The sequence below is a fragment of the Pacificimonas sp. ICDLI1SI03 genome, assembly GCF_054740865.1.
On sequence record NZ_JBSQAU010000001.1, the window covers coordinates 2,242,671 to 2,262,546 of the forward strand.

Below are 19,876 nucleotides of genomic sequence, written 5' to 3' on the forward strand. Positions count from 1 at the left end.
GTGCCCTGTTCGCGGGCTTTACGAAGGGTGGTCATGCCGCCCGCCTATGCCCGTTTCCAGCTTGGGCAAACACAAAGAAAACGTGAGCAACGCGTAGAAATGACAAGCCTGCTGCCACACTAAAAAAGCCCCAAATACACACGACAAGCAGAAAATTCACGCTGAATGGGACGGTGATCTGCTCAAGCGCCCTAAGCGGCATGGAAACCGCAGAGGCAAGCGCTCCCAAAATCATTGCCTCAATAACATAGCGCCTGAACATATCGAAAGTTCGGGTCGTGAAGATTCGCTCTATAAAACCGCCACCTGGCGCAACCGCAAGGACATAAACGGAGAAAAGCAGACCGGTCAGGAGGGTGGATGTATCAAAAACCGCGCTGAACAATTCAGGCACGCTAAGATGGAGTGTTTCAAGCGCACTGGCGGATGGACTGGCATAAACTGCGAGCATCCCGGATGCCGCCATCCCTCCTAAGTAAGGATAGCACCGTTCCCACCATGCTTTCATCGCCTTACGTGTCCATCGCTCCGTATACTCTCGTAATATAGTCAATTTTCTCGTTGAAACAAGCTCTAAGGAATGCCTCACGGACGGCATAATGTTTGTCAGCATCATCGCGGGGGAACTCTCGAGTATCGCGACAAGACAGCTTTTCATCCAAGAAATCTATAGCGTCTGAACCATCCACACCTTCTGCCTTGACGGTTGCTTTTAGCTGACGCACGTCCTGAGTCTTTCCGGCGCCTTTTGTAAAATACTTGATCACGTCGCCCACGAAACCACTATCCAAGAAGCCACCCCGACTGGTTCCCATGCTCACTTCAATGCGAATAATGGGAGCATCGGCAATTTCGCCTAGACGCCTGCCAGCATCAGTAAGAGCTCCCACATCTCCTTCGACGCGTTCCAAGTTCGCGGGCGACGCCAAGGCAATTGCGAGTTTGCGTGGCGATCCATCTTTATAGCGATTCCAAGCGTCTTGAGTGACAAGAGGTTCAAAGGTGTAACCAAAACTGTCGTCAACGAGCTTAAGGTATCGAACGAATTTGCCGACAGACACACCGCGATTGTCAAATTGTATGCACAGCACCTTCAGGCCCGGGTGGTAACGATATGCAATTGCGTGGCCCAGCCCCCCGACACGTAGGGGCGTCAGTCCGGCATCACTCGCCTCAGGGGGAATGTTTTCCGTCTGGACGCGAACGACTTCGCCGGCCACGAATGCGCCAGATTCCTTGTTGCGTTCCAGCCTTACAAGCGCGCCATCAGTAAGTTCTCTTTGGCGCTGCTTCGGCTGCGCTCCCAATGCCAATGCCGCTGACAACGCGTGTTCAAATTCAGGTGCGGCCGCACTCATCTTCTCAACTCGAAAAAAACGTGATGTGATTCTGCTATCCATAAAACCGCTCCCTGTTGTTGGGAGAATTTCTGGCCCGCACCTCTTCCAGAGTCAACTACCTATGCGAAGGGGATACACTCCCACCTTTGAGTTTCGTAGCACTTCGAAGGCGGAATGCATGGCATCGGCTTTGACGATGGCGATCAGTCTGCTCTTAATTTCAGTTCCAGCTTTATGGGACGCAGGACGGCAATTCCATACGCAACACCGATTACTAGTATAAGAGCTCGGGTAATGGCAGACGTTTACGATCTCCCTCGGCGATTATGTGAATGGCTCAATTTCGACCTCGTCCAACAACCGGCGATCCCGCGGGTCATCCCAGCTCGGCCCGGCCCTGTCGAGAACCGCGCGGTCGGCGACGCGGGCGCGGAACTGCACCATACCGCCCCCGTCCCACAGCACAGTTCGACGCCGATCGTTTCGTCCGGAAAGAAAGGTTGGAAAAACGCGCATCGATCGTTTTCAGTGTCGTGCCCGGAGAAGCCCGGTCGATCGCGACCGCAGCAACGCCACAGGTGGCCAGCCCGTGAAGGATCGGCCTCCGGAATTTTGCCCGTGCGGCATAGATAGGATCGGCGTGCAGGGGGTTGCGATACTGGTTGAGCCTGTAGAGTAAGGCGATGTGGGGCGGGTCGGAATCTCGATGGCATGATCAGGCGCGCGATCCGGCACCTCCAAAAATTTATGCGCCGGGCCCGACGCCCCGCCAAATGCGCCATCGGCCCGGCAGAAGACGCTGGAATAACCGATCGCCACGATATCGCCGCTGACCTTGTCGTTGGTGGTGCGCTCGATTTCGATGATTGCGCCCTTGGCGCCCTTGTCCCAGACATCGGTCACCCGGTTTCGCGTTACGGCTGTCCCGCCGATGGGCAATTGCCGCAGGGTTTCAAGGCGCTGTGCCTCATGCACGACCATCGACCGGGTGATGCTTGTTCCCAGCTCGACTATCCAGTTGCCCAAATTACCGATGACCAGCGGCGTCGTGGGAAATACGTGCAAATCCTGTTCATACACATAGCGCAGGTCGCGCGCATTGACAGGGTCGGTGCCCAGCCAAATGGATAGGGCACACAGTATCACGTCATAGTCCGTGACGGCGGTCTCGATCACGGCAAAATCGCGGTTGCGGATATAGTTTGGGTCGAGCGGCATTACAGCACCTCTTCCGTTCCAAAAATCGTCGCGCATGGCTGGAACAACATGCCTCCATTCCGTGCGCCAGTGCCAGCCTGGCGCCGGCGACCTCCCGCTCGCCCGCGCTGCCGGCGCAATTGCGTGACGGCCTCGACCATAGTGAACAGGCCGTACATGCCGAAATGAACATAGGCAGCCCGCCGCCAACGGTGTGTTGACCGCAAGCCATCCACCCGGGGCGATGGCCCCGCCCTCGATAAATTGCGCGCCCTCGCCCTTGGGGCAAAATCTCAGGTCCTCAAGAAACAGAATCGTGTTGATCGTGAATGCGATGCCCCCTGCTTGGCCCGTCGGTCGAAGTCCGCACGACGCAGAATATGCAGTTGGCTATATACGCCCAGCTGGTCCACAGCTTGGTGCCGTTGACGATGTAATGATCGTCTTCGCCCACCGCGCTCATCCGGAGCGATGCGAGATCGGACTCGACGTGCGGTTCCGAGAATACTTAGCGCCACCAGTCCTCGCCCGAAAGGATGCGCGGCAGCAACCGCTCCTTCTGCTCATTCGTGCCGGATTCCGCGATTACGGGACCCAGCACGTCGATCGACGGGATATTGGCACGCGGCACACCGGCCAATGCCGGTTCCTCGTCCCAGAGAAGCCGTTCAAGCGGGCCCCAGCCGGGGCCTCACGATTGCGTTGGCCAGCTTGGTGCCAATCATCCTTTGGCCTGGAGGATTTGCTGCCAGCGCTGGTGATCGTCCTTGGTCAGCCTTTCGCCATGCAAGGTCTTGCGGGCGAACCCGGCCAGCAGTTTCCTGGCTAGGAACGCGCATTTGCTACGCAGCGCCTGTGCCGATGCAGTATAGCACGGTCGGCCGACTGGCTCTACCGCGGCGACCTGCTGCGGCGGCTGCATGCCAGTCCCCTGACCGAGATTGCCGAGGAGACCTATATCGTGGCTGTATTAAACGAGGGCGTCACACTGGAGGATCGAAACGGGGATGCACCCAACCGGCCCCTTGTCGCCGCCGACTGGTTGGTGCTGGCACAAGGACGAGGGCCCGACGACAGCCCGCTGTCCGCAATTGCCGTTTATGGCAGGAACGGCGGACCGTCAGGGTCAGCGCACCATCAGCAGGCCGCCATCGACCGAGATGGTCTGGCCTGTGATGAACCGGCTGCCGTCCCCGGCAAGGAAGACCACTACTGGCGCGAAATCGCGTTCGGGATCGCCAAACTCGCCGCCCAATGGAATGGTGCTGGCCAGCGATGCATCGAGCCGAGCCAGATCCTCGGGCGTCATGTCCTCTCGGGTTGCCTGGTACATCTCGGTAGAAATGACCGGGCAGATGCAGTTGACCGTGATCCCGTACCGCCCCCATGCAGTCGCGACCGATCGGGTCCACGCCAGCACGGCACCTTTCGATGCGGCATAATCCGCCTTGATTGCCGAACCGGTCGACCCTGTCGAAGAGGCGAAATTAACGATCCGCCCCCCCCTCTCCCTGAGATGGGCAAACGCGGCCTGGTTGACTAGCATGGTCCCGCCGACATTGATCCGCAGGACCTGTTCAAGCTGTTCGAACGAAATGTCCTGCGGCGCGGTGGTCGGAGCAATGGCGGCAGCATGGACCACCCCGTCCAGTCCACCCATCATGTTGACCGCGCGCGCGGTTGCATCGAACACCGCATCCTTGTCGGAAACGTCGCATCGGATGAACGACACGTTCTGCGCCAAATCGCCAAGCCGTTCGGTAATGGCTTCTACCCCCCGGCCGCGATAGAAACCGACCACGCTTGCCCCTTCACGGGCAAAGGCCAGCACGCTGGCCGCCCCCATTCCGGTTGCCGATCCGGTCACTAAGAGTTTCTTTCGTTCAAGCTTCACCTTGCGTCTCCTTTGACAATCCACTGGGTTATGAAGGCCCGCAGGCAAGCCACCAAGGCAAGCGGCTGGTCGATCATGACATGGTAGCCCGCCTCGGGAATGGCGGCAAACGGAACGCCGTCGGGATACAGCGCCTGCATATGGGCCAGCACCTCCGCCGTGACGGGACGGAGCGTTCGCCCACGAAGACCGCAACGCGGCAATCGGCCGTGCCCGGATCGGGAAGGTGCGTCGGGTCACGCTCTGCCGATGCCCAGATCTGCGGATCGAAGCGCCATTGCCAGCCGGTTCGCATGGCGTGGTGCGCTGGCGACTGACCGATCTGGCGCGATGGGTGTGGGACGAGTTCGCCATCAGGATCAGCAAGCAGACGCTGAGCCGGGGGCTTCGCGCCATGGGATATCGCAAGCTGTCGGCCAGGCCGCGTCATCATGCCCAGGACGTGGACGCCATTCCGGCTTTTAAAAAAACTTCCCCGGCGAGGTGGCAGCGATCCGAAAGGCGCTCCCGCGCGGCACCCCGATAGAGCTCTGGTGGCAGGACGAGGCGCGCGTTGGGCAAAAGAACGGGATCACTCGCCGCTGGGCACGGTGCGGGACACGGCCATCGGCACCCAAGGACCAGCGCACGACATCGGCATATATCTACGGCGCGATCTGCCCGGCCGAGGGAAAGGGGGCGGCGCTCGTGCTGCCGCGATGCAACACCGAAGGCATGACGCTGCATCTGGAAGAGATCTCGGCTGCGGTGGCGCCGGGCGCTCATGCCGTACTGCTCCTCGATCAGGCGGGATGGCACGGCCCTCGCGCCCTCATAATACCGACCAACATCACCTTGTTGCCGCTGCCGTCAAAATGCCCCGAACTCAACCCGGTCGAAAATGTCTGGCAGTTCATGCGCGACCACTGGCTGTCGAACCGCATCTTCAAATCCTACGCCGACATCCTCGACCAATGCTGCTTCGCATGGAACCGCCTCGTCGATCAGCCGTGGCGCATCATGTCCATCGGACTGCGCAAATGGGCGCATGGGTCACGATCAGTGAGACTTGGTATCGCTCCCACCGCGCACAGGGCTCATAAGGCCTGGGGGGCGAGCCGTCGGCGGCGAGTGCCTGAATGGAGGGCAGCTTTTAACGAGCTACTCCGAAGCAGAGAATGACGGCTATGTCGACGGAAGCGCCCACTCAATTTTTGCCCGCCGTGGCCCTGATTTTACTAGAACGCATCAAGACAAGTGGCTCTAGGCTTATTGCCCCCGGAACGCGCTAACAATATCGGCTGGCGCGATCATTCCCTCGCTTGCGTCTCGCAAACTCTCTGAGAGGCGGTCAAGATCATGCTTCCTATTGGCGATGCCGCTCAGAATGCGTTCGACGAAGTCCCGGGTCGATTTTTCGCCTAGGTTCGAGAGAGCCAAAAGAGTCTTTACGTCATCCAATGAGAAGCCGAGATTCCGGATCCGCTTTATGAAATAAAGCCGTTGTTCCTGCTCTGGGGTAAATTCCCGAAATCTTCCATCTGTCCGCGAAGCAGGATCGATTAAGCCTTCCCGCTCATACAGCCGGATTGTCGCGATACTGACGCCAGTGGCCTTTGAAAGGTCGCCAATCCTCATGAATCGATCTATAGCTCCTACATAGATAGCGATCGACATCAGCTCCCGGGGCAAAGGAATTGGCATCGAAGTGCCTTTTCATTTGCTTGCGCGAGACGCCTCCAGAGTCGACCAGGTGAAGGTTACGAAGTTGGGCCCATGAGCCCGCTCGAGCCGGGCAACACATAATGGTACAACCAATCACGTTTCAAAAACAAACAATCGTTTTAGAAAACAGACAATCGCTTCATTGCAGAGGCCGGGCTCAAACGTCCAGATTGGCGACGGACAGCGCGTTCTGCTGGATGAATTCGCGGCGCGGTTCGACGACGTCGCCCATCAGGCGGGTGAAGATGTCGTCGGCAACGTCCGCCTGTTCCACGGCAACGCGCAGCAGCGAGCGGTTGGAGGGATCCAGCGTCGTTTCCCACAGCTGTTCGGCGTTCATCTCGCCCAGGCCCTTATAACGCTGGATGCTCAGGCCCTTCCGTCCGGCGGTAAAGACCGCATCCAGCAGTTCGGATGGGCGTCGAACGCTGCGCGCCTCGTCGATGCGCAGCGGTGCGGCATAGACGGTTTCGCCCTCGAACAACTGCGCCAGCTTGCGCGCCTCTGCCGACATCAGCAATTTGTCGTCCAGAATATAGGCATCGGTCACGCCGCGCAGGACGCGTGTAATCGTATAGCCCGAATTCTGTACCTCGACGGCCCATTCGCCATCGTCGCTTTCCGCGTTCAGCAGGGTTGCCAGGGCGTTCGCGCCGGCCTCGTTGGCCTGCTTGGCCAGAACGCCGGAAATCGCAGCCGCCTCGACCATGCGGGGGTCGTAGCGTCCGGGTACATAGCCCAGGAACACCTTCATGCGCCGCGCCTGGTTCACCAGCTGGCGCAGATCCTCACCCGCGCGTGCGCCGTCGATGGTTTCCACCGTCACGCCGTTCAGGCCCGCATTGATCAGATAGTCGTCCAGTGCGGCCTGGTCCTTCAGATAGACCTCCGACTTGCCCTTCGCGACCTTATACAGGGGCGGCTGCGCAATATATAGATAGCCCTCCGTCACCAGCTCGGGCATCTGCCGGTAAAAGAACGTCAGCAGCAGGGTGCGAATATGCGCACCGTCGACGTCGGCGTCGGTCATGATGATGATCTTGTGATAGCGCAGCTTTTCCAGATTGAAATCTTCCCGGCCGATCCCGGTGCCCAGTGCCTGGATAATCGTGCCGATCTCGCGGGAGCCCAGCATGCGGTCGAAACGTGCGCGTTCGACGTTCAGGATCTTGCCGCGCAGTGGCAGGATCGCCTGATATTTGGAATCGCGGCCCTGCTTTGCCGACCCGCCGGCGGAATCGCCCTCGACCAGGAACAGTTCGGATTTGGCGGGGTCTTTTTCCTGACAGTCGTTCAGCTTGCCGGGCAGGGACGATACGCCCAGCACCGTCTTGCGGCTGGCCTCGCGTGCCTTTCGGGCCGCCTCACGGGCGACGGCGGCGCCGACGAACTTGTCGACAATGGCCTTTGCGGGCGCGGGGTTTTCCTCCAGCCACTCGCTCAGCTTCTCGCTGATCAGCCCTTCGACGGCGGAGCGCACCTCCGACGAAACCAGCTTGTCCTTGGTTTGCGATGAGAATTTCGGATCCGGTACCTTGACGGACACGATGGCGGTCAGCCCCTCGCGCATGTCCTCACCCGTGGGGGAAACCTTTTCCTTCTTCAGTGCGCCGGACTGCTCCGCATAGGCGCCCAGCGTGCGTGTCAGCGCGCTGCGGAATGCCGCCAAATGGGTGCCGCCGTCGCGCTGCGGGATGTTATTGGTGAACGGTTGCACCTGCTCGTGATAGGAATCGTTCCATTCCAGCGCGACTTCGATGCCGACATCGTCGCGTTCGCCCATGATCAGAACGGGTTCGGGGATGATTGGCGTCTTGTTGCGATCCAGATATTTGACGAACTCGGCGACGCCGCCTTCGTAGTAAAGCTGCACTTCTTCCCGCTCGGCATGGCGTTCGTCGGCCAGCAGCAGGCGCACGCCGGAATTCAGGAATGCCAGTTCGCGATAGCGGTGCACCAGCTTTTCGAAATCATATTCGATCAGTTTGAACGTCGATTCCGCCGCCATGAAGGTCACATGCGTGCCCTTCTGCCCTTCCGCATCGCCGACGACCTTCAGCGGCTCGACGGTGTTGCCGTTTTCGAACCGCATCCAATGTTCTTTGCCGTCACGGAAAATACGCAGTTCCAGCCAGTCGGACAGCGCGTTGACGACGGAAACGCCGACGCCGTGCAGTCCGCCCGAAACCTTATAGCTGTTCTGGTCGAACTTGCCGCCAGCATGCAGCTGGGTCATGATGACCTCCGCCGCGCTGACGCCTTCTTCGGTGTGAATGTCTGTCGGGATACCACGGCCATTATCGGTGACGGTAACGCTGCTGTCGGCGTTCAGCGTCATGGTGACCAGGTCGCAATGCCCGGCCAGGCTTTCGTCGATGGCATTGTCCGACACCTCGAACACCATGTGGTGCAGGCCGGATCCGTCCTCGGTGTCGCCAATATACATGCCGGGCCGCTTGCGAACAGCGTCCAGCCCCTTCAGAACCTTGATGGAATCGGCGCCGTAATCGCCATTGCCGGCATTGCTCGCGACAGCCGCACTGTCGACGGCATCAGGCTGAACCGTCTCGTTATTTTCCGCCAATTTTCGTCCTTCACCCACAAAACAAGGATCGTCCCCCGGCAGGTGCCGGCGGCCATCTGTGCACCCGTCCAACGGCATGACCGCCGGGAAACCGGTTCAGGTCTGGGCCCGAACCTCGGGGACTGCGCGGGCGAGATTTTACGACCGGACCACCGGCACCCCGTCCACCAGCTCTATATAGGTCGCGTCCCCCGGAATTGCACGGAAAAGCGCCGAGTCGGTGCCGGTCATCCAGACCTGCGGTCCCAGCGCGTCCAGCAGGCCGAACAGGGCCGCGCGTCGATCCTCGTCCAGATGCGCCGCCACCTCGTCCAGCAGCAGGATCGGACGCCGTCCCGTCTGTGCCGCCACCAGCCCCGCATGGGCGATGATGATGCCCAGCAGCAGCGCCTTCTGCTCGCCTGTGGAGGCGCGCGCCGCCGCCTGCCCCTTTTCCAGATGGACGACGTCCAGATCGTCACGGTGCGGCCCGATCAGGGTGCGCCCGGCGCGAACGTCATTGCGGCGCGAGGCGGCGAGCGCCGCAACAAGGTCTGCCGAACTGCTCCAACTTTCGCCGTCCAGCGCGATCCCCGCACTCGGGAACGGCCCCTCCTGCGTCGCGAGGGCCGCGCCCAGCGTCGCCACCGCATTGCTGCGGGCGTTCGACACCATGACGCCGAACTCGGCCATTTGCCGCTCGACCGCTGTCAGCCAGGCGTCGGAGCTGCGGCCCTCGCCGATCAGGCGATTGCGCTCCCGCATGGCGGCCTCGTATCGCGCTGCCGCCTGGGCGTGGCCGGGGTGCAGCGCCAGTGTCAGCCGGTCCAGGAACCGGCGCCGGTCGCCCGCGCCGCCCGCGAACAGGCGGTCCATCGCGGGCGTCAGCCACAGGACGGATGTCCATTCGGTCAGGTCGTTTGCGGGCCGGTTCGCGCCGTTAATGCGTACCATGCGCCGCGCAGAACCCGGCTCGATCCCCGTTCCGATCTCCACGGGCGCGCCGCCGCCCGTATCGAGGCGCGCGGCAATGGCGAATCCGCCGCCGCCGTCTGCACGCGCCATTTCAGGCAGGGTTGCGCGCCGCAGCCCCCGACCCGGCGACAGCAGGCTGATCGCTTCCAGCAAATTGGTTTTGCCTGCGCCATTCGGGCCGCTGATCGCGATCAGGCCGCGCTTCAGGTGCAGTTCCGCGCGGGTATGCGAACGAAAATCCGTCAGCATCAGGCGGGAAAGGGCGCGGGCGGCGGCGGTCACGCCATCCTTAATGACGGGAGGAACTGATTTTTAGAAGCGGCGAAAAGATCGCGGGGCTGCGGGGCAGCGGGGCGACGCGGGTGGCGCTCGCCCCTTCTGTCACACCCGCATGGGCATCAGTACGTAGAGCGCGTTCGATTCATCGCTTTCCCGGATCAGGGTGGGTGCGGCGGCATCGGCCAGGTGAACGTCGATCTGGTCGCCCTCGACCTCGCCCAGAATGTCGAGCAGATATTTCGCGTTGAATCCAACGTCGAAGCCTTCGCTGGAATAATCTGCGGGAACTTCCTCGGTCGCCGTCCCGGTTTCGGGGCTCGTCACCGCCAGGATGATTTTGTCCTTTTCCAGCGAAAGTTTGACCGCTTTCGTCTTGTCGGTCGCGATGGCGGAAACGCGGTCGACGCCCTCTGCCAGCGTTTTCGGGTCGACGCGCAGCAGCTTGTCATTGCCGGTGGGAATGACGCGGCTGTAATCGGGGAACGTGCCGTCGATCAGCTTCGATGTCAGGACGGCGGTGCCGGTGCGGAAGCGGATTTTCGACGCGCTCAGCCCGATTTCGACGTCGCCCTCGGTCTCATCCAGCAGTTTTCTTAGTTCGGCGACGCATTTGCGCGGCACGATCACGTCCGGCATGCCGTCCGTGCCCGCAGGCGCATCGAGCGTTACGCGCGCCAGACGGTGGCCGTCCGTTGCGACGGCGAACATCTTGCCGTCGGTGACGTGCAGGAAAATGCCGTTCAGATAATAGCGCGTCTCTTCGGTCGAGATGGCGAAGCGGGTCTTGTCGATGATCTGCGCCAGCGTTTCGCCGGGCAGGCTGAATGTCGTCGGCAGCTCGCTTTCGGCGATCATCGGGAAATCGTCGCGCGGCAGGGTCGACAGTTTCGATGAATAGCGCCCCGCCTTGATCTTCATCGTGCCTTCGGACACGTCCAGCGACACCTGGCTGCCGTCGGGCAGCTTGCGGGTGATGTCGAACAGCGTGTGCGCGGACACGGTCGTGGCGCCGCCCGTCTCCGTCTGTGCGGAGATGGAATCCACCACCTGCAGGTCCAGGTCGGTCGCGGTCAGCTTCAGGCCGCCATCCTCCGCCTCGATAAGGACATTGGACAGGATGGGGATGGTGTTCCGGCGCTCAACGACGGACTGAACGTGGCCAAGGCATTTCAGCAAGGTCGCCCGTTCGACTGTAGCTTTCATAGATGGTCCTGTCCTGCCCCTCGTTACGCGTAACGGGGGTTTAGCGAATTTGGCGCGGCGGGCAAACGCGCAGTTTGCCCCGCCCCGCGCGGGATGCGCCTAAGCGCCGGCATTCATTGTGGCGATGAACTGATTGGCTTCGGCGATCGACTGGTCCAGATCCGCGATCAGGGCGGAAACGTCGCCTTCGATCCGCGCCTGTTCGCCGCGCATCTGCTGAATCGCCTGTGCGTTCAGATTATGCTTCAGGAACAGAACACGGTCGCGAAAGGCCAGCAGCACTGGCTGCATTTTCTCTTCCGACTGCACCAGCCGCGCATCCAGCGCGGCATAGCGCTGGCGCGTCGCGGTCAGGTGCGCCTGCGATTCCGCGCGCAGATTCGCGTCCTGATATTTGTTCAGTTCGCTTTCCCATTCCGCGAACATGTCGGTCGCGACGCGGCGCATCGACTGGATATCGCTGTGGACGGCGTCGGACTTGTCCTTGGCATTGTCGTAGGCGCCGGAAAAATCGTCATAGGCGACCTCCAGCCGGGACGGCTGCGCCGCGGATGTCGAGCGATAGCTGGACAGCGCCGCGCGGAATGCCTCCTGCGCGCCCTTCTGGCTGCCGCGTGCATCTTCGACGCGGTCGACCAGCAGGTCGCGCTTTTCGATGCCGACCTGCTCCAGCGCCGCATAATAGGGCGTCGTCTCGCACGCGGCGAGACCGATCAGGAGCGCGGCCGCCAGCAGGCGTGTCACAGGGCAACCTCGAACCTGGCCTCGGTTTTCGCCTTCACCTCTTCGACGTCGACGCCCGGCGCCAGCTCGATCAGGCGGAACGGGCTGTCATGGTCGGGGCGCTGAAACACGCCCAGATCCGTCACCACCATGTCGACGACGTTCGTACCGGTCAGCGGCAGAGAGCACTCCTTCAGGAACTTGCTCTCCCCCGCCTTGTTCGTGTGGTCCATCAGAACGATGATCTTCTTGACGCCGGCGACCAGGTCCATGGCGCCGCCCATGCCCTTCACCATCTTGCCGGGGATCATCCAATTGGCGATGTCGCCGTTTTCGGCGACTTCCATCGCGCCCAGGATCGACAGGTCGATATGGCCGCCGCGGATCATGGCGAAGCTGTCGGCACTGGAAAAATAGCTGGTGCGCTTCAGTTCGGTAATCGTCTGCTTGCCGGCATTGATCAGGTCGGCATCGACATTGTCCTCGGTCGGGAACGGTCCCATGCCCAGCATGCCGTTTTCCGATTGCAGCGTCACGTCGATGTCTTCACCGATATAATTGGCGACCAGCGTCGGCATGCCGATGCCCAGATTGACGTAGAATCCGTCCTGCAATTCCTTTGCGGCGCGTTCCGCCATTTGGTCTCTTGTCCAGGACATCAGACTTCCGCTCCTGCTGCTGCGCTTACCGTGCGCTGTTCGATACGCTTCTCGTAATTTTTGCCGACGATCAGCCGCTGAACGAAGATACCCGGCGTCTGGATGCAGTCGGGGTCCAGCTCGCCCGGACCCACCAGCTCCTCGACCTCGGCAATGGTCACCTTGCCGGCCGTCGCCATGACGGGGTTAAAATTGCGCGCCGTCTTGCGATAGATCAGGTTACCGGCGGGGTCCGCCTTCCACGCCTTTACCAGGGCGATGTCGGCCGTCAGGCCGGTTTCCATGATATAGGTTTCGCCGTCGAATTCCTTGTGCTCCTTGCCCTCGGCGACCAGCGTGCCGACGCCGGTCTTGGTATAGAAGCCCGGAATGCCGGCGCCGCCCGCGCGGCAGCGTTCGGCCAGCGTGCCCTGCGGATTGAATTCCAGCTCCAGCTCGCCGCCCAGATACTGGCGTTCGAATTCCTTATTCTCTCCGACATAGGAGGAAATCATCTTCCGGATCTGGCGCGTCTGCAGCAGCAGGCCCAGGCCGAAATCGTCGACGCCCGCATTGTTCGATATGCAGGTCAGGTCCTTCGCGCCGGAATCGCGCAGCGCCTCGATCAGCTTTTCCGGAATGCCGCACAGACCGAAACCGCCGGCCATGACGGTGATGCCGTCCTTTGCGAGGCCCGCCAGCGCGCTTTCCGCATCGTCGTAGAGTTTGTTTGCCAAAACTCGTCTCTCCATTCTGTTTGCCTCGCTCATAACGGGGGTGCGGCACGGCGTGAAGGCGGCTAGCGGGGCAAATTATGAACTATTCCACGCTTTATCTCGCCCGCCACGCCGAAACCGTCTTCAACGCCGGGGCGCGAATGCAGGGCCACATGGCCCATACGCCGCTAACCCGGCGCGGAATCGCGCAGGCAGAGGCGATGGGGCAGGTGCTGTTACAGGCGCTGGGCGCCCGGCCGGATATCGACCTGTGGGCGTCGCGATCCGGGCGCACGCTGCAAACCGCCAGCATCGTCGCCGAACATCTGGGCCTGGACTATTTCGACATTCGGCAGGACGAACGCCTGCTCGAAATCGACGTCGGCCTGTGGGAGGGGCGCGCCTATCACGACATCGTGGCAGAGGGGGGCGTTCCCATCGTCGATGCGGGCCGGCGCCTGTTCTGCGTGCGTCCGCCACAGGGCGAATGGTACCCCGATATCCGGGCGCGGCTGGACAATTGGCTGGCAGAGCTTGACCCACAACGGCCAGCGCTCATCATTTCGCACGGCATGACATCGCGTGTCCTGCGCGGCGCGCTGGTCGGGGGAGAACCGATTGAACCCGGCTGTGTGCCGATCGCCGCCGATGCGCCGCAGGGCACCGTGTTCCGCATAGAGGGCGGTAAGGAAACGGCGCTGCCCCTGCTGCTGGATACGCCGCAGAGGGACAATTCCCGTCCAGAGGGTTATTGAGCGCGGGCGGGATCGTCCCGCCACCAGATCCACGATGCGACGGTTATGGCCAGGCCCAGCAGGATCGTGCCGCCGAGGATCACATAAAGGCTGATCGCAGGCGCAAGAAGGGTGGTGATAAGTATGGCCACGCCGATCAGCACGAAGCCGCGTCCCGCCCATAAATGGGTAAGCCGCCAGCTATAATCACTGCTCAGCGTCCACCGCGTGCGGACGCCCAGGGCGAAGTTGCTGCGTGTCTTGGGCAGGAAATTGCCCACCACGATCAGCAGCGCGCCGACCCCCAGATTGACCAGCAGCAGTATCGGAACATCGACGCCGTAAATGCCCAGCAAGATGGTGGCATGAAGTACAGCCAGCAGAAGGACCGTTCCGGCCAGCGTCCAGCTCAGCGCCTTGGTGCTCTGCAGCAGATTTCCCCGCCGTGGCTCTACCCGCGAAAGCAGCAACAGAAATCCTATGATGGCTAGGGCGATGGCAGGCTGGACGAGGAGCGCCTCGAGTTTAGACCCATAGCGATCGACCTGTCCGGCCGCGTTATAGTGCATCGGCACCCTGAGATTGCCCGGAACGAGGAACCAGGAAATTGCGGACGCCAGCAACATCAGCGCGGTGGCGATGCCCGCCGTCCATTTGGCCCAGTCCTGGATCATCGTTTCTTTCAGGTCAGCGTTCCGGGTCATGCTTGTTCCTCGCTCGTCGATGCCGATGTTCGTTCCTTCGTCCCCAGCAGTGCCATCAGGGCGCCCAGCAGTTCATCGCCGACGCTGGCGTTGAAACTGTAGACGATTTCGGTCCCGCGCCGCTCCGCCGCGATCAGGTCTGCATCCTTCAAGACCTGAAAATGCCGCGACATTGTCGGCTTCGACACGTCGAACAGAGCGGCAAGCTCTCCCGCAGTTGCATCCCCCTTGCGCAGGCGGGACAGCACCGCGCGGCGGGTGGAATGCGAAAGGGCTTTCAGGACGTCGTTCACAGATTCTTATTACCTAAATCGCTAATTAGCGTCAACGCTAAATTAAAACCCAAAAAAAGAGGGCTGAACCCCCGAAAGGAGGCGCAGCCCTCTTCGCTTTCAATTTGCTAGAAGCGGAAGGTCATTCCGCCGCCGACACGCACGGTGTCAAAGCTGATCGTGTCGACAGTTATGCGAAATGCCGTCGACTGACCCAGGCCGAATTCGCCGCCGACGCCGACCAGATAGTCGCCGGCCGTGTCGTCACCGGCGGAATTGTTGAACGCGTTGATGAAGTCCTGACGGTCCTGGCCCTGAAAGTTGAAACCGTCGGCGGTCTTTTCGGCCAGACCATCGAAATCGAGGTCCACCCACTGATAGCCGCCCCGCACGAACATCATCGAATTCTGGCCGATCATCGTGCCGACATGCGCCGTCAGGCCATATTCATTGTCGATATCGCCGGTGCCGAAGTTGAAATTGCCTTCGCCGCCGACGATCAGGCTCTCGCCGACGGGCAGGTGAACGCCGGCATATCCGCCGAAGATGAAGCCATCGATGGAAATATCGTTATTGCCGCCCAGGAATGAGGCGTCGATTTCCTCCAGCTGATGATAGCCGCCTGAAATGCCGACATAGGGGATTGCCTGGCCGATATCCTGCGCCATCGCTGCGGCGGGCAGGACAGCTGCTGTGGCAAGGGCGAGAAAAGCAGTTCTGAACATAGGATTCCAACTTTCTATTGCTGCGGCGCCGCGCGAATGGGGGGGCAGCGCCAGCCGAAAGATGGTGAGGCGGTTTGCGCTTCCAATCGGGCAGCGCGCTAATTTTCCCATCTGTTGTATCCGCGCAACGCCGCTGGCTGCGCCTGCTGACAAAGCGGCCCCCGCTCCCTAGATAGGCGGCATGCCGACCGCCGCGATGACCATTCCGGGCGCCCATAGCGCCGTCCCCGTCCCCCGTGCGGCCACGCCGCGCGCCGACGGACGTATCGATCTTGTCGGCCTCGACAGGGTGCAATTGTCGGCGGCCCTGGCTGATGTTGGCTTTGCCGAGAAACAGGTCCGGCTGCGGACGAAGCAATTGTGGCACTGGATCTATCATCGCGGCCTGACGGATTTTGCCGCCATGACCGATATTGCCAAGGGCGATCGCGCGCTTCTGGAATCGCGTTTCGTCATCGGCCGACCCGACGTGACGGAGGCTTTGGTTTCAACCGACGGCACCCGCAAATGGCTGCTGAGGACCGATGACGGCCATGAATTCGAAATGGTGTTTATCCCGGACGCGGATCGCGGCACGCTGTGCGTCTCCAGCCAGGTCGGCTGCACGCTGAACTGCACCTTTTGCCATACCGGCACAATGAAGCTGGTCCGCAATCTGACGTCGGGAGAGATCACCGGACAGATCATGCTGGCCCGCGATGCGCTTGGCGAATGGCCAAAACCGGGCGAGGATCTGACCGGCGAGGCGCGCATGCTGACCAATATCGTCATGATGGGCATGGGCGAACCGCTGTACAATTTCGACAATGTCGCCGGCGCGCTGGGCGTCGTGATGGACGAGGCGGGGCTGGCGCTGTCGAAACGCCGCATAACGCTTTCTACCTCTGGCGTCGTGCCGATGATGGCGCGCTGCGGCGCGGAACTCGGCGTCAATCTGGCCGTGTCGCTGCATGCCGTGAACAAGGAAACGCGCGACGAGATCGTGCCCCTCAACCGCAAATACGGCATAGAGCAGTTGCTCGCCGCCTGCGCCGCCTATCCCGGCGCGTCCAATGCGCGCCGCATAACGTTCGAATATGTCATGCTGAAGGGTATCAATGATTCGGACGAGGATGCCCGCACCCTCGTGCGCCTGCTGAAAATGCACGACCTGCCGGCAAAGGTGAATCTGATCCCCTTCAACCCCTGGCCGGGCAGCGCCTATGAATGCAGCGATCCGGCGCGCATCAAATCCTTCTCAAAGATCGTCTTCGACGCCGGCATCAGCGCCCCCGTCCGCACGCCACGGGGCCAGGACATCATGGCCGCCTGCGGCCAGCTGAAAACGGCCAGCGAAAAGAAAAGCCGGGCCGAGCGCGATCGAGAGGCTGCTCTGGAAAGCGCCGCCTGAGGCGCCTCTCTCCGCGCCTAGCCGTTCAGCCAGGTCCGGATCAGCAGCGCGACAAGGCCCAGCGCCGCGACGCTCGCCGCCCAGATCGCCGCCATCCACAACAGGCGCTGCCATAGCGGCTTGTTCATGATGATCCGCCGCTCCGCAGAACGCCACAGAACTCAGTCATGATAGCCGTCATGGCCAACCTTTCCGCGGAACACCCAATAGGCATAGGCGGTATAGGCGATGATGATCGGCATCATGATGGCCGCGCCGAACAGCATGAATGCCTGGCTCTTTGCCGGGGCGGCGGCGTCGACGATGCTCACCTCGCCCGGAATGATGTCCGGCCACATGCTGATCCCCAGTCCCGCAAAGGTGACGAAGAACAGGGCGAGGCAAATCAGGAAGGGGGCAAGCTCGCGCCCCTTCTGCATCGTCCGGATGAATGCGTAGGCCAGGATGGCCACCAGCAGCGGCACCTGCGCGGTAAAGAACAGGCCCGGAGTCGACAGCCATTTCTCGATATAGCGGCCCGACAGGAACAGCGTCCCGATGCTGACCGCCAGAATGGCCAGTCCGGTCAGCCAGAAACAGCGCCAGGCCAGGCGGCGGGCATGGTCGTTGGCGCGGCCCTCCACCTTGTAGATCAGGAATGTCGCGCCCAGCAGGGCATAGCCCGCGACAACGCTGGCCCCGGTCAGCAGGCTGAACGGGCTCAGCCAGTCCCACCATCCGCCGGCATAGGCGCGGCCCTCGACGGCGATCCCCTCCAGCAGCGCGCCCAGAATGATGCCCTGCGCCAGTGCGGCGACGAACGATCCGGCGGTAAACGCCGCGTCCCACAGGGCGCGATGACCGGGGTCGCGCCAACGAAACTCGAACGCGACACCGCGAAAGACGAGTCCCAGCAGCATGGCGATAATGGGCGGATACAGCGCCGGCAGGATGATGGCATATGCCAGGGGGAAGGCGGCAAACAGCCCGCCGCCGCCCAGCACCAGCCAGGTCTCATTGCCGTCCCACACCGGCGCGATGGCATTCATGGCCTGGTCCCGCTCTTTGCCCACGTCAAAGACGGGAAACAGGATGCCGATGCCCAGGTCGAATCCGTCCATCACCACATAGGCGAAGACGGCGCCCGCGATGATGAATGCCCAAACCTCGGTCAGCGGTACGGATGTTGCCAGCCAGTTCATTTCGCGGGTGCCACTTCGGGGCCATTGTCGGGGTCGGTGTTCATATTGCCGCTGCCGCCCTTGCCCTCTGCGGGGCCGGGTGTGATCCCGGACGAACGGATTGGCGCGCGCGCGGGCTCGTCCTCGCTGATCTGGGGGATCTTGCCGACCAGCCGCAATATGTACCAGACGCCAACGCCGAATACGGCGAAATAGACGATCACGAAGGCCAGGAGAGAGGCGCCCACCGCCGGCGCGCCCAGCGGCGATACGCTGTCCGCCGTCAGTAACTGATTATAGACGGTAAAGGGTTGCCGCCCCACCTCCGTCGTTACCCAGCCGGCCAGCACGGCGATGAAACCCGACGGCCCCATGACAATGGCCGCCCTGTGCAGCCACGGCCAGTCGTACAGACGGCTTCGATAGCGTGCGAACAGGCTCCACAGGCCCAGGCCCAGCATGGCAAAGCCGAGGGCGACCATGATTCGGAACGACCAGAAGACGATACTGACCGGCGGTTCCCGGTCGTCGGCGATGGTATCGAGACCTGCCAGCGGCGCATCCAGGTCGTGCTTCAGGATCAGCGAGGACAGTTTCGGGATCTCGACGGCATAATCGATTCGTTTCTCTTCGGCGTTGGGGATGCCGAACAGGATCAGCGGCGCGCCGTCCGGATGGCTGTCATAATGACCCTCCATCGCCATCACCTTCTGCGGCTGATGTTCCAGCGTGTTTAGGCCGTGCATGTCGCCGGCGAATATCTGCACGGGCGCAACCAGGGCGGCCATCCACATGGCCATTGAAAACATCTTGCGCGCATGGGGGTTCGCGCGCTCCTTCAGCAGGTGCCAGGCACCCACCGCGCCTACCACCAGCGCCGTGGTCAGATAGGCGGCGATGACCGTGTGGACCAATCGATAGGGAAAGCTGGGGTTGAAAATGATGTCGATCCACGGCGCGGCGGGGACATATTGGCCCACCTCGTTCAGCGCGAATCCCACCGGCGTGTGCATCCAGCTGTTGACGCTCAGGATCCAGAAGGCGCTGATGAAGGTGCCCACCGCGACCATTGCGGTGGCGGCGAAATGCAGTTTCGGGCCGACGCGATTCATGCCGAACAGCATCACGCCCAGAAATCCTGCCTCCAGAAAAAAGGCGGTCAGCACTTCATAGGCCATTAGCGGCCCCAGAATCGGCCCGGTCCGATCGGAAAATACCGACCAATTGGTGCCGAATTGGTAGGACATGGTGATGCCCGACACGACGCCCATCGCAAAGGCGATGGCGAATATCTTCAACCAGTATTTATAGAGGGCGAGATAGACGCTGTTGCCGGTTTTCAGCCACAGCCCCTCCAGCACTGCCAGATAGGAGGCGAGGCCGATGGAGAAGGCCGGAAATATGAAATGAAAGCTGACCGTGAAGGCGAACTGGATGCGCGCGAGAATCAGCGCGTCGAAGGCGTCGAACATTTGCGGAACTCCCGCGCTGTTTCCCGTCTCCCGGCCTTAACATATAGAATCGCGCACTGCACACCCGGCGTCAAAACCGCGCAGGGAAAAGATACCAAATCCAATTTGGACAGATGTTTAACTAGTAAACCTGCATCAGTCTTTAGAGTTTCGTTAAGAATTGGCCTTATGTGCAGAATCATCGGAA

General features: G+C 61.4%; 22 protein-coding genes and 4 pseudogenes. 3 read left to right on the forward strand and 23 right to left on the reverse strand.

Features of this window, described 5'->3' with window-relative positions; translation table 11 throughout:
• Positions 1-31 precede the first annotated feature (31 nt).
• The 10 genes and pseudogenes from ACSMXM_RS10935 to ACSMXM_RS10980 form a co-directional block, all read right to left on the reverse strand.
• Entirely contained in the window at positions 32-466 is a 435-nt protein-coding gene (locus ACSMXM_RS10935) for a hypothetical protein (protein ID WP_460316067.1), read from the reverse strand.
• 46 nt (positions 467-512) lie between these two features.
• Positions 513-1,400 (reverse strand): hypothetical protein, encoded by an 888-nt coding sequence (locus ACSMXM_RS10940; RefSeq protein WP_460316068.1) that lies wholly within the window; start codon positions 1,398-1,400, stop codon positions 513-515.
• 316 nt (positions 1,401-1,716) lie between these two features.
• Positions 1,717-1,971, reverse strand: coding sequence for a hypothetical protein (locus tag ACSMXM_RS10945; RefSeq protein WP_460316417.1), 255 nt, complete (start codon positions 1,969-1,971; stop codon positions 1,717-1,719).
• Complete coding sequence (locus tag ACSMXM_RS10950; RefSeq protein ID WP_460316069.1) at positions 1,866-2,558, reverse strand: hotdog family protein; 693 nt, start codon at positions 2,556-2,558, stop codon at positions 1,866-1,868. The genes ACSMXM_RS10945 and ACSMXM_RS10950 overlap by 106 nt, the downstream gene beginning before the upstream one ends.
• A pseudogene (locus ACSMXM_RS10955) lies at positions 2,558-2,873 on the reverse strand (thiolase C-terminal domain-containing protein). Before ACSMXM_RS10955 ends, ACSMXM_RS10950 begins: the two are co-directional and overlap by 1 nt.
• A pseudogene (locus ACSMXM_RS10960) lies at positions 2,839-3,030 on the reverse strand (hypothetical protein); the annotation flags it as partial. The pseudogenes ACSMXM_RS10960 and ACSMXM_RS10955, both read right to left, overlap by 35 nt.
• Before the next feature lie 15 nt (positions 3,031-3,045).
• Positions 3,046-3,216, reverse strand: a pseudogene (locus ACSMXM_RS10965) (acyl-CoA dehydrogenase family protein); the annotation flags it as partial.
• A gap of 42 nt (positions 3,217-3,258) precedes the next feature.
• Positions 3,259-3,459 carry a hypothetical protein gene (locus tag ACSMXM_RS10970; protein WP_460316070.1) on the reverse strand — a complete coding sequence of 67 codons (201 nt, stop codon included), beginning with the start codon at positions 3,457-3,459 and terminating at the stop codon, positions 3,259-3,261.
• A gap of 204 nt (positions 3,460-3,663) precedes the next feature.
• Complete coding sequence (locus ACSMXM_RS10975; protein ID WP_460316071.1) at positions 3,664-4,431, reverse strand: SDR family NAD(P)-dependent oxidoreductase; 768 nt, start codon at positions 4,429-4,431, stop codon at positions 3,664-3,666.
• Positions 4,428-4,571, reverse strand: coding sequence for a hypothetical protein (locus ACSMXM_RS10980; protein WP_460316072.1), 144 nt, complete (start codon positions 4,569-4,571; stop codon positions 4,428-4,430). The genes ACSMXM_RS10975 and ACSMXM_RS10980 overlap by 4 nt, the downstream gene beginning before the upstream one ends.
• A gap of 122 nt (positions 4,572-4,693) precedes the next feature.
• Between ACSMXM_RS10980 and ACSMXM_RS10985 the strand changes: the two are divergent.
• Positions 4,694-5,463 (forward strand): annotated as a pseudogene (locus ACSMXM_RS10985) (IS630 family transposase); the annotation flags it as partial.
• 216 nt (positions 5,464-5,679) lie between these two features.
• On the opposite strand, the gene ACSMXM_RS10990 reads toward ACSMXM_RS10985, so the two are convergent.
• From ACSMXM_RS10990 to ACSMXM_RS11020, 7 genes are all read right to left on the reverse strand, one after another.
• Positions 5,680-6,048 (reverse strand): MerR family transcriptional regulator, encoded by a 369-nt coding sequence (locus tag ACSMXM_RS10990; RefSeq protein WP_460316073.1) that lies wholly within the window; start codon positions 6,046-6,048, stop codon positions 5,680-5,682.
• Positions 6,049-6,292: 244 nt separating this feature from the next.
• Complete coding sequence (gyrB, locus tag ACSMXM_RS10995) at positions 6,293-8,719, reverse strand: DNA topoisomerase (ATP-hydrolyzing) subunit B (protein ID WP_460316074.1); 2,427 nt, start codon at positions 8,717-8,719, stop codon at positions 6,293-6,295.
• Between the two features lie 138 nt (positions 8,720-8,857).
• A complete protein-coding gene (gene recF / locus ACSMXM_RS11000; protein ID WP_460316418.1) occupies positions 8,858-9,922 on the reverse strand; it encodes a DNA replication/repair protein RecF in 1,065 nt (354 codons plus the stop codon).
• Positions 9,923-10,054: 132 nt separating this feature from the next.
• Positions 10,055-11,155 carry a DNA polymerase III subunit beta gene (gene dnaN / locus ACSMXM_RS11005; protein WP_460316075.1) on the reverse strand — a complete coding sequence of 367 codons (1,101 nt, stop codon included), beginning with the start codon at positions 11,153-11,155 and terminating at the stop codon, positions 10,055-10,057.
• Between the two features lie 99 nt (positions 11,156-11,254).
• Positions 11,255-11,899, reverse strand: a complete 645-nt coding sequence (locus ACSMXM_RS11010) for a DUF2959 family protein (protein WP_460316076.1) — start codon at positions 11,897-11,899, stop codon at positions 11,255-11,257.
• Complete coding sequence (locus tag ACSMXM_RS11015) at positions 11,896-12,537, reverse strand: CoA transferase subunit B (protein ID WP_460316077.1); 642 nt, start codon at positions 12,535-12,537, stop codon at positions 11,896-11,898. The genes ACSMXM_RS11010 and ACSMXM_RS11015 overlap by 4 nt, the downstream gene beginning before the upstream one ends.
• On the reverse strand, positions 12,537-13,253 hold the full coding sequence (locus ACSMXM_RS11020) for a CoA transferase subunit A (RefSeq protein ID WP_460316078.1): 717 nt from the start codon (positions 13,251-13,253) through the stop codon (positions 12,537-12,539). Before ACSMXM_RS11020 ends, ACSMXM_RS11015 begins: the two co-directional genes overlap by 1 nt.
• A 77-nt stretch (positions 13,254-13,330) precedes the next feature.
• Between ACSMXM_RS11020 and ACSMXM_RS11025 the strand changes: the two genes are divergently transcribed.
• Complete coding sequence (locus tag ACSMXM_RS11025) at positions 13,331-13,987, forward strand: histidine phosphatase family protein (protein ID WP_460316079.1); 657 nt, start codon at positions 13,331-13,333, stop codon at positions 13,985-13,987.
• Here ACSMXM_RS11025 and ACSMXM_RS11030 read toward each other — a convergent pair.
• The 3 genes from ACSMXM_RS11030 to ACSMXM_RS11040 all read right to left on the reverse strand — a co-directional run bounded on the left by ACSMXM_RS11030 (position 13,981) and on the right by ACSMXM_RS11040 (position 15,667).
• Entirely contained in the window at positions 13,981-14,670 is a 690-nt protein-coding gene (locus ACSMXM_RS11030; protein ID WP_460316080.1) for an SdpI family protein, read from the reverse strand. The genes ACSMXM_RS11025 and ACSMXM_RS11030 overlap by 7 nt on opposite strands.
• On the reverse strand, positions 14,667-14,963 hold the full coding sequence (locus ACSMXM_RS11035) for a metalloregulator ArsR/SmtB family transcription factor (RefSeq protein WP_460316082.1): 297 nt from the start codon (positions 14,961-14,963) through the stop codon (positions 14,667-14,669). Before ACSMXM_RS11035 ends, ACSMXM_RS11030 begins: the two co-directional genes overlap by 4 nt.
• A gap of 107 nt (positions 14,964-15,070) precedes the next feature.
• Positions 15,071-15,667: a hypothetical protein gene (locus ACSMXM_RS11040; protein ID WP_460316083.1), complete on the reverse strand. Its 597-nt coding sequence runs from the start codon at positions 15,665-15,667 to the stop codon at positions 15,071-15,073.
• A gap of 181 nt (positions 15,668-15,848) precedes the next feature.
• Between ACSMXM_RS11040 and rlmN the strand changes: the two genes are divergently transcribed.
• Positions 15,849-17,057, forward strand: coding sequence for a dual-specificity RNA methyltransferase RlmN (gene rlmN, locus ACSMXM_RS11045; RefSeq protein ID WP_460316084.1), 1,209 nt, complete (start codon positions 15,849-15,851; stop codon positions 17,055-17,057).
• Positions 17,058-17,074: 17 nt separating this feature from the next.
• Here rlmN and ACSMXM_RS11050 read toward each other — a convergent pair whose 3' ends face one another.
• Genes ACSMXM_RS11050 through ACSMXM_RS11060 form a run of 3 tightly spaced genes read right to left on the reverse strand, consistent with a single transcriptional unit; the run spans position 17,075 to position 19,689 of the window.
• On the reverse strand, positions 17,075-17,185 hold the full coding sequence (locus tag ACSMXM_RS11050; RefSeq protein ID WP_460316085.1) for a DUF2474 family protein: 111 nt from the start codon (positions 17,183-17,185) through the stop codon (positions 17,075-17,077).
• 33 nt (positions 17,186-17,218) lie between these two features.
• Positions 17,219-18,238 (reverse strand): cytochrome d ubiquinol oxidase subunit II, encoded by a 1,020-nt coding sequence (gene cydB / locus ACSMXM_RS11055; protein WP_460316086.1) that lies wholly within the window; start codon positions 18,236-18,238, stop codon positions 17,219-17,221.
• The gene (locus tag ACSMXM_RS11060) at positions 18,235-19,689 is read right to left on the reverse strand and encodes a cytochrome ubiquinol oxidase subunit I (RefSeq protein ID WP_460316087.1); all 1,455 of its coding nucleotides are present in this window, start codon (positions 19,687-19,689) and stop codon (positions 18,235-18,237) included. The genes cydB and ACSMXM_RS11060 overlap by 4 nt, the downstream gene beginning before the upstream one ends.
• Positions 19,690-19,876: the final 187 nt, after the last annotated feature.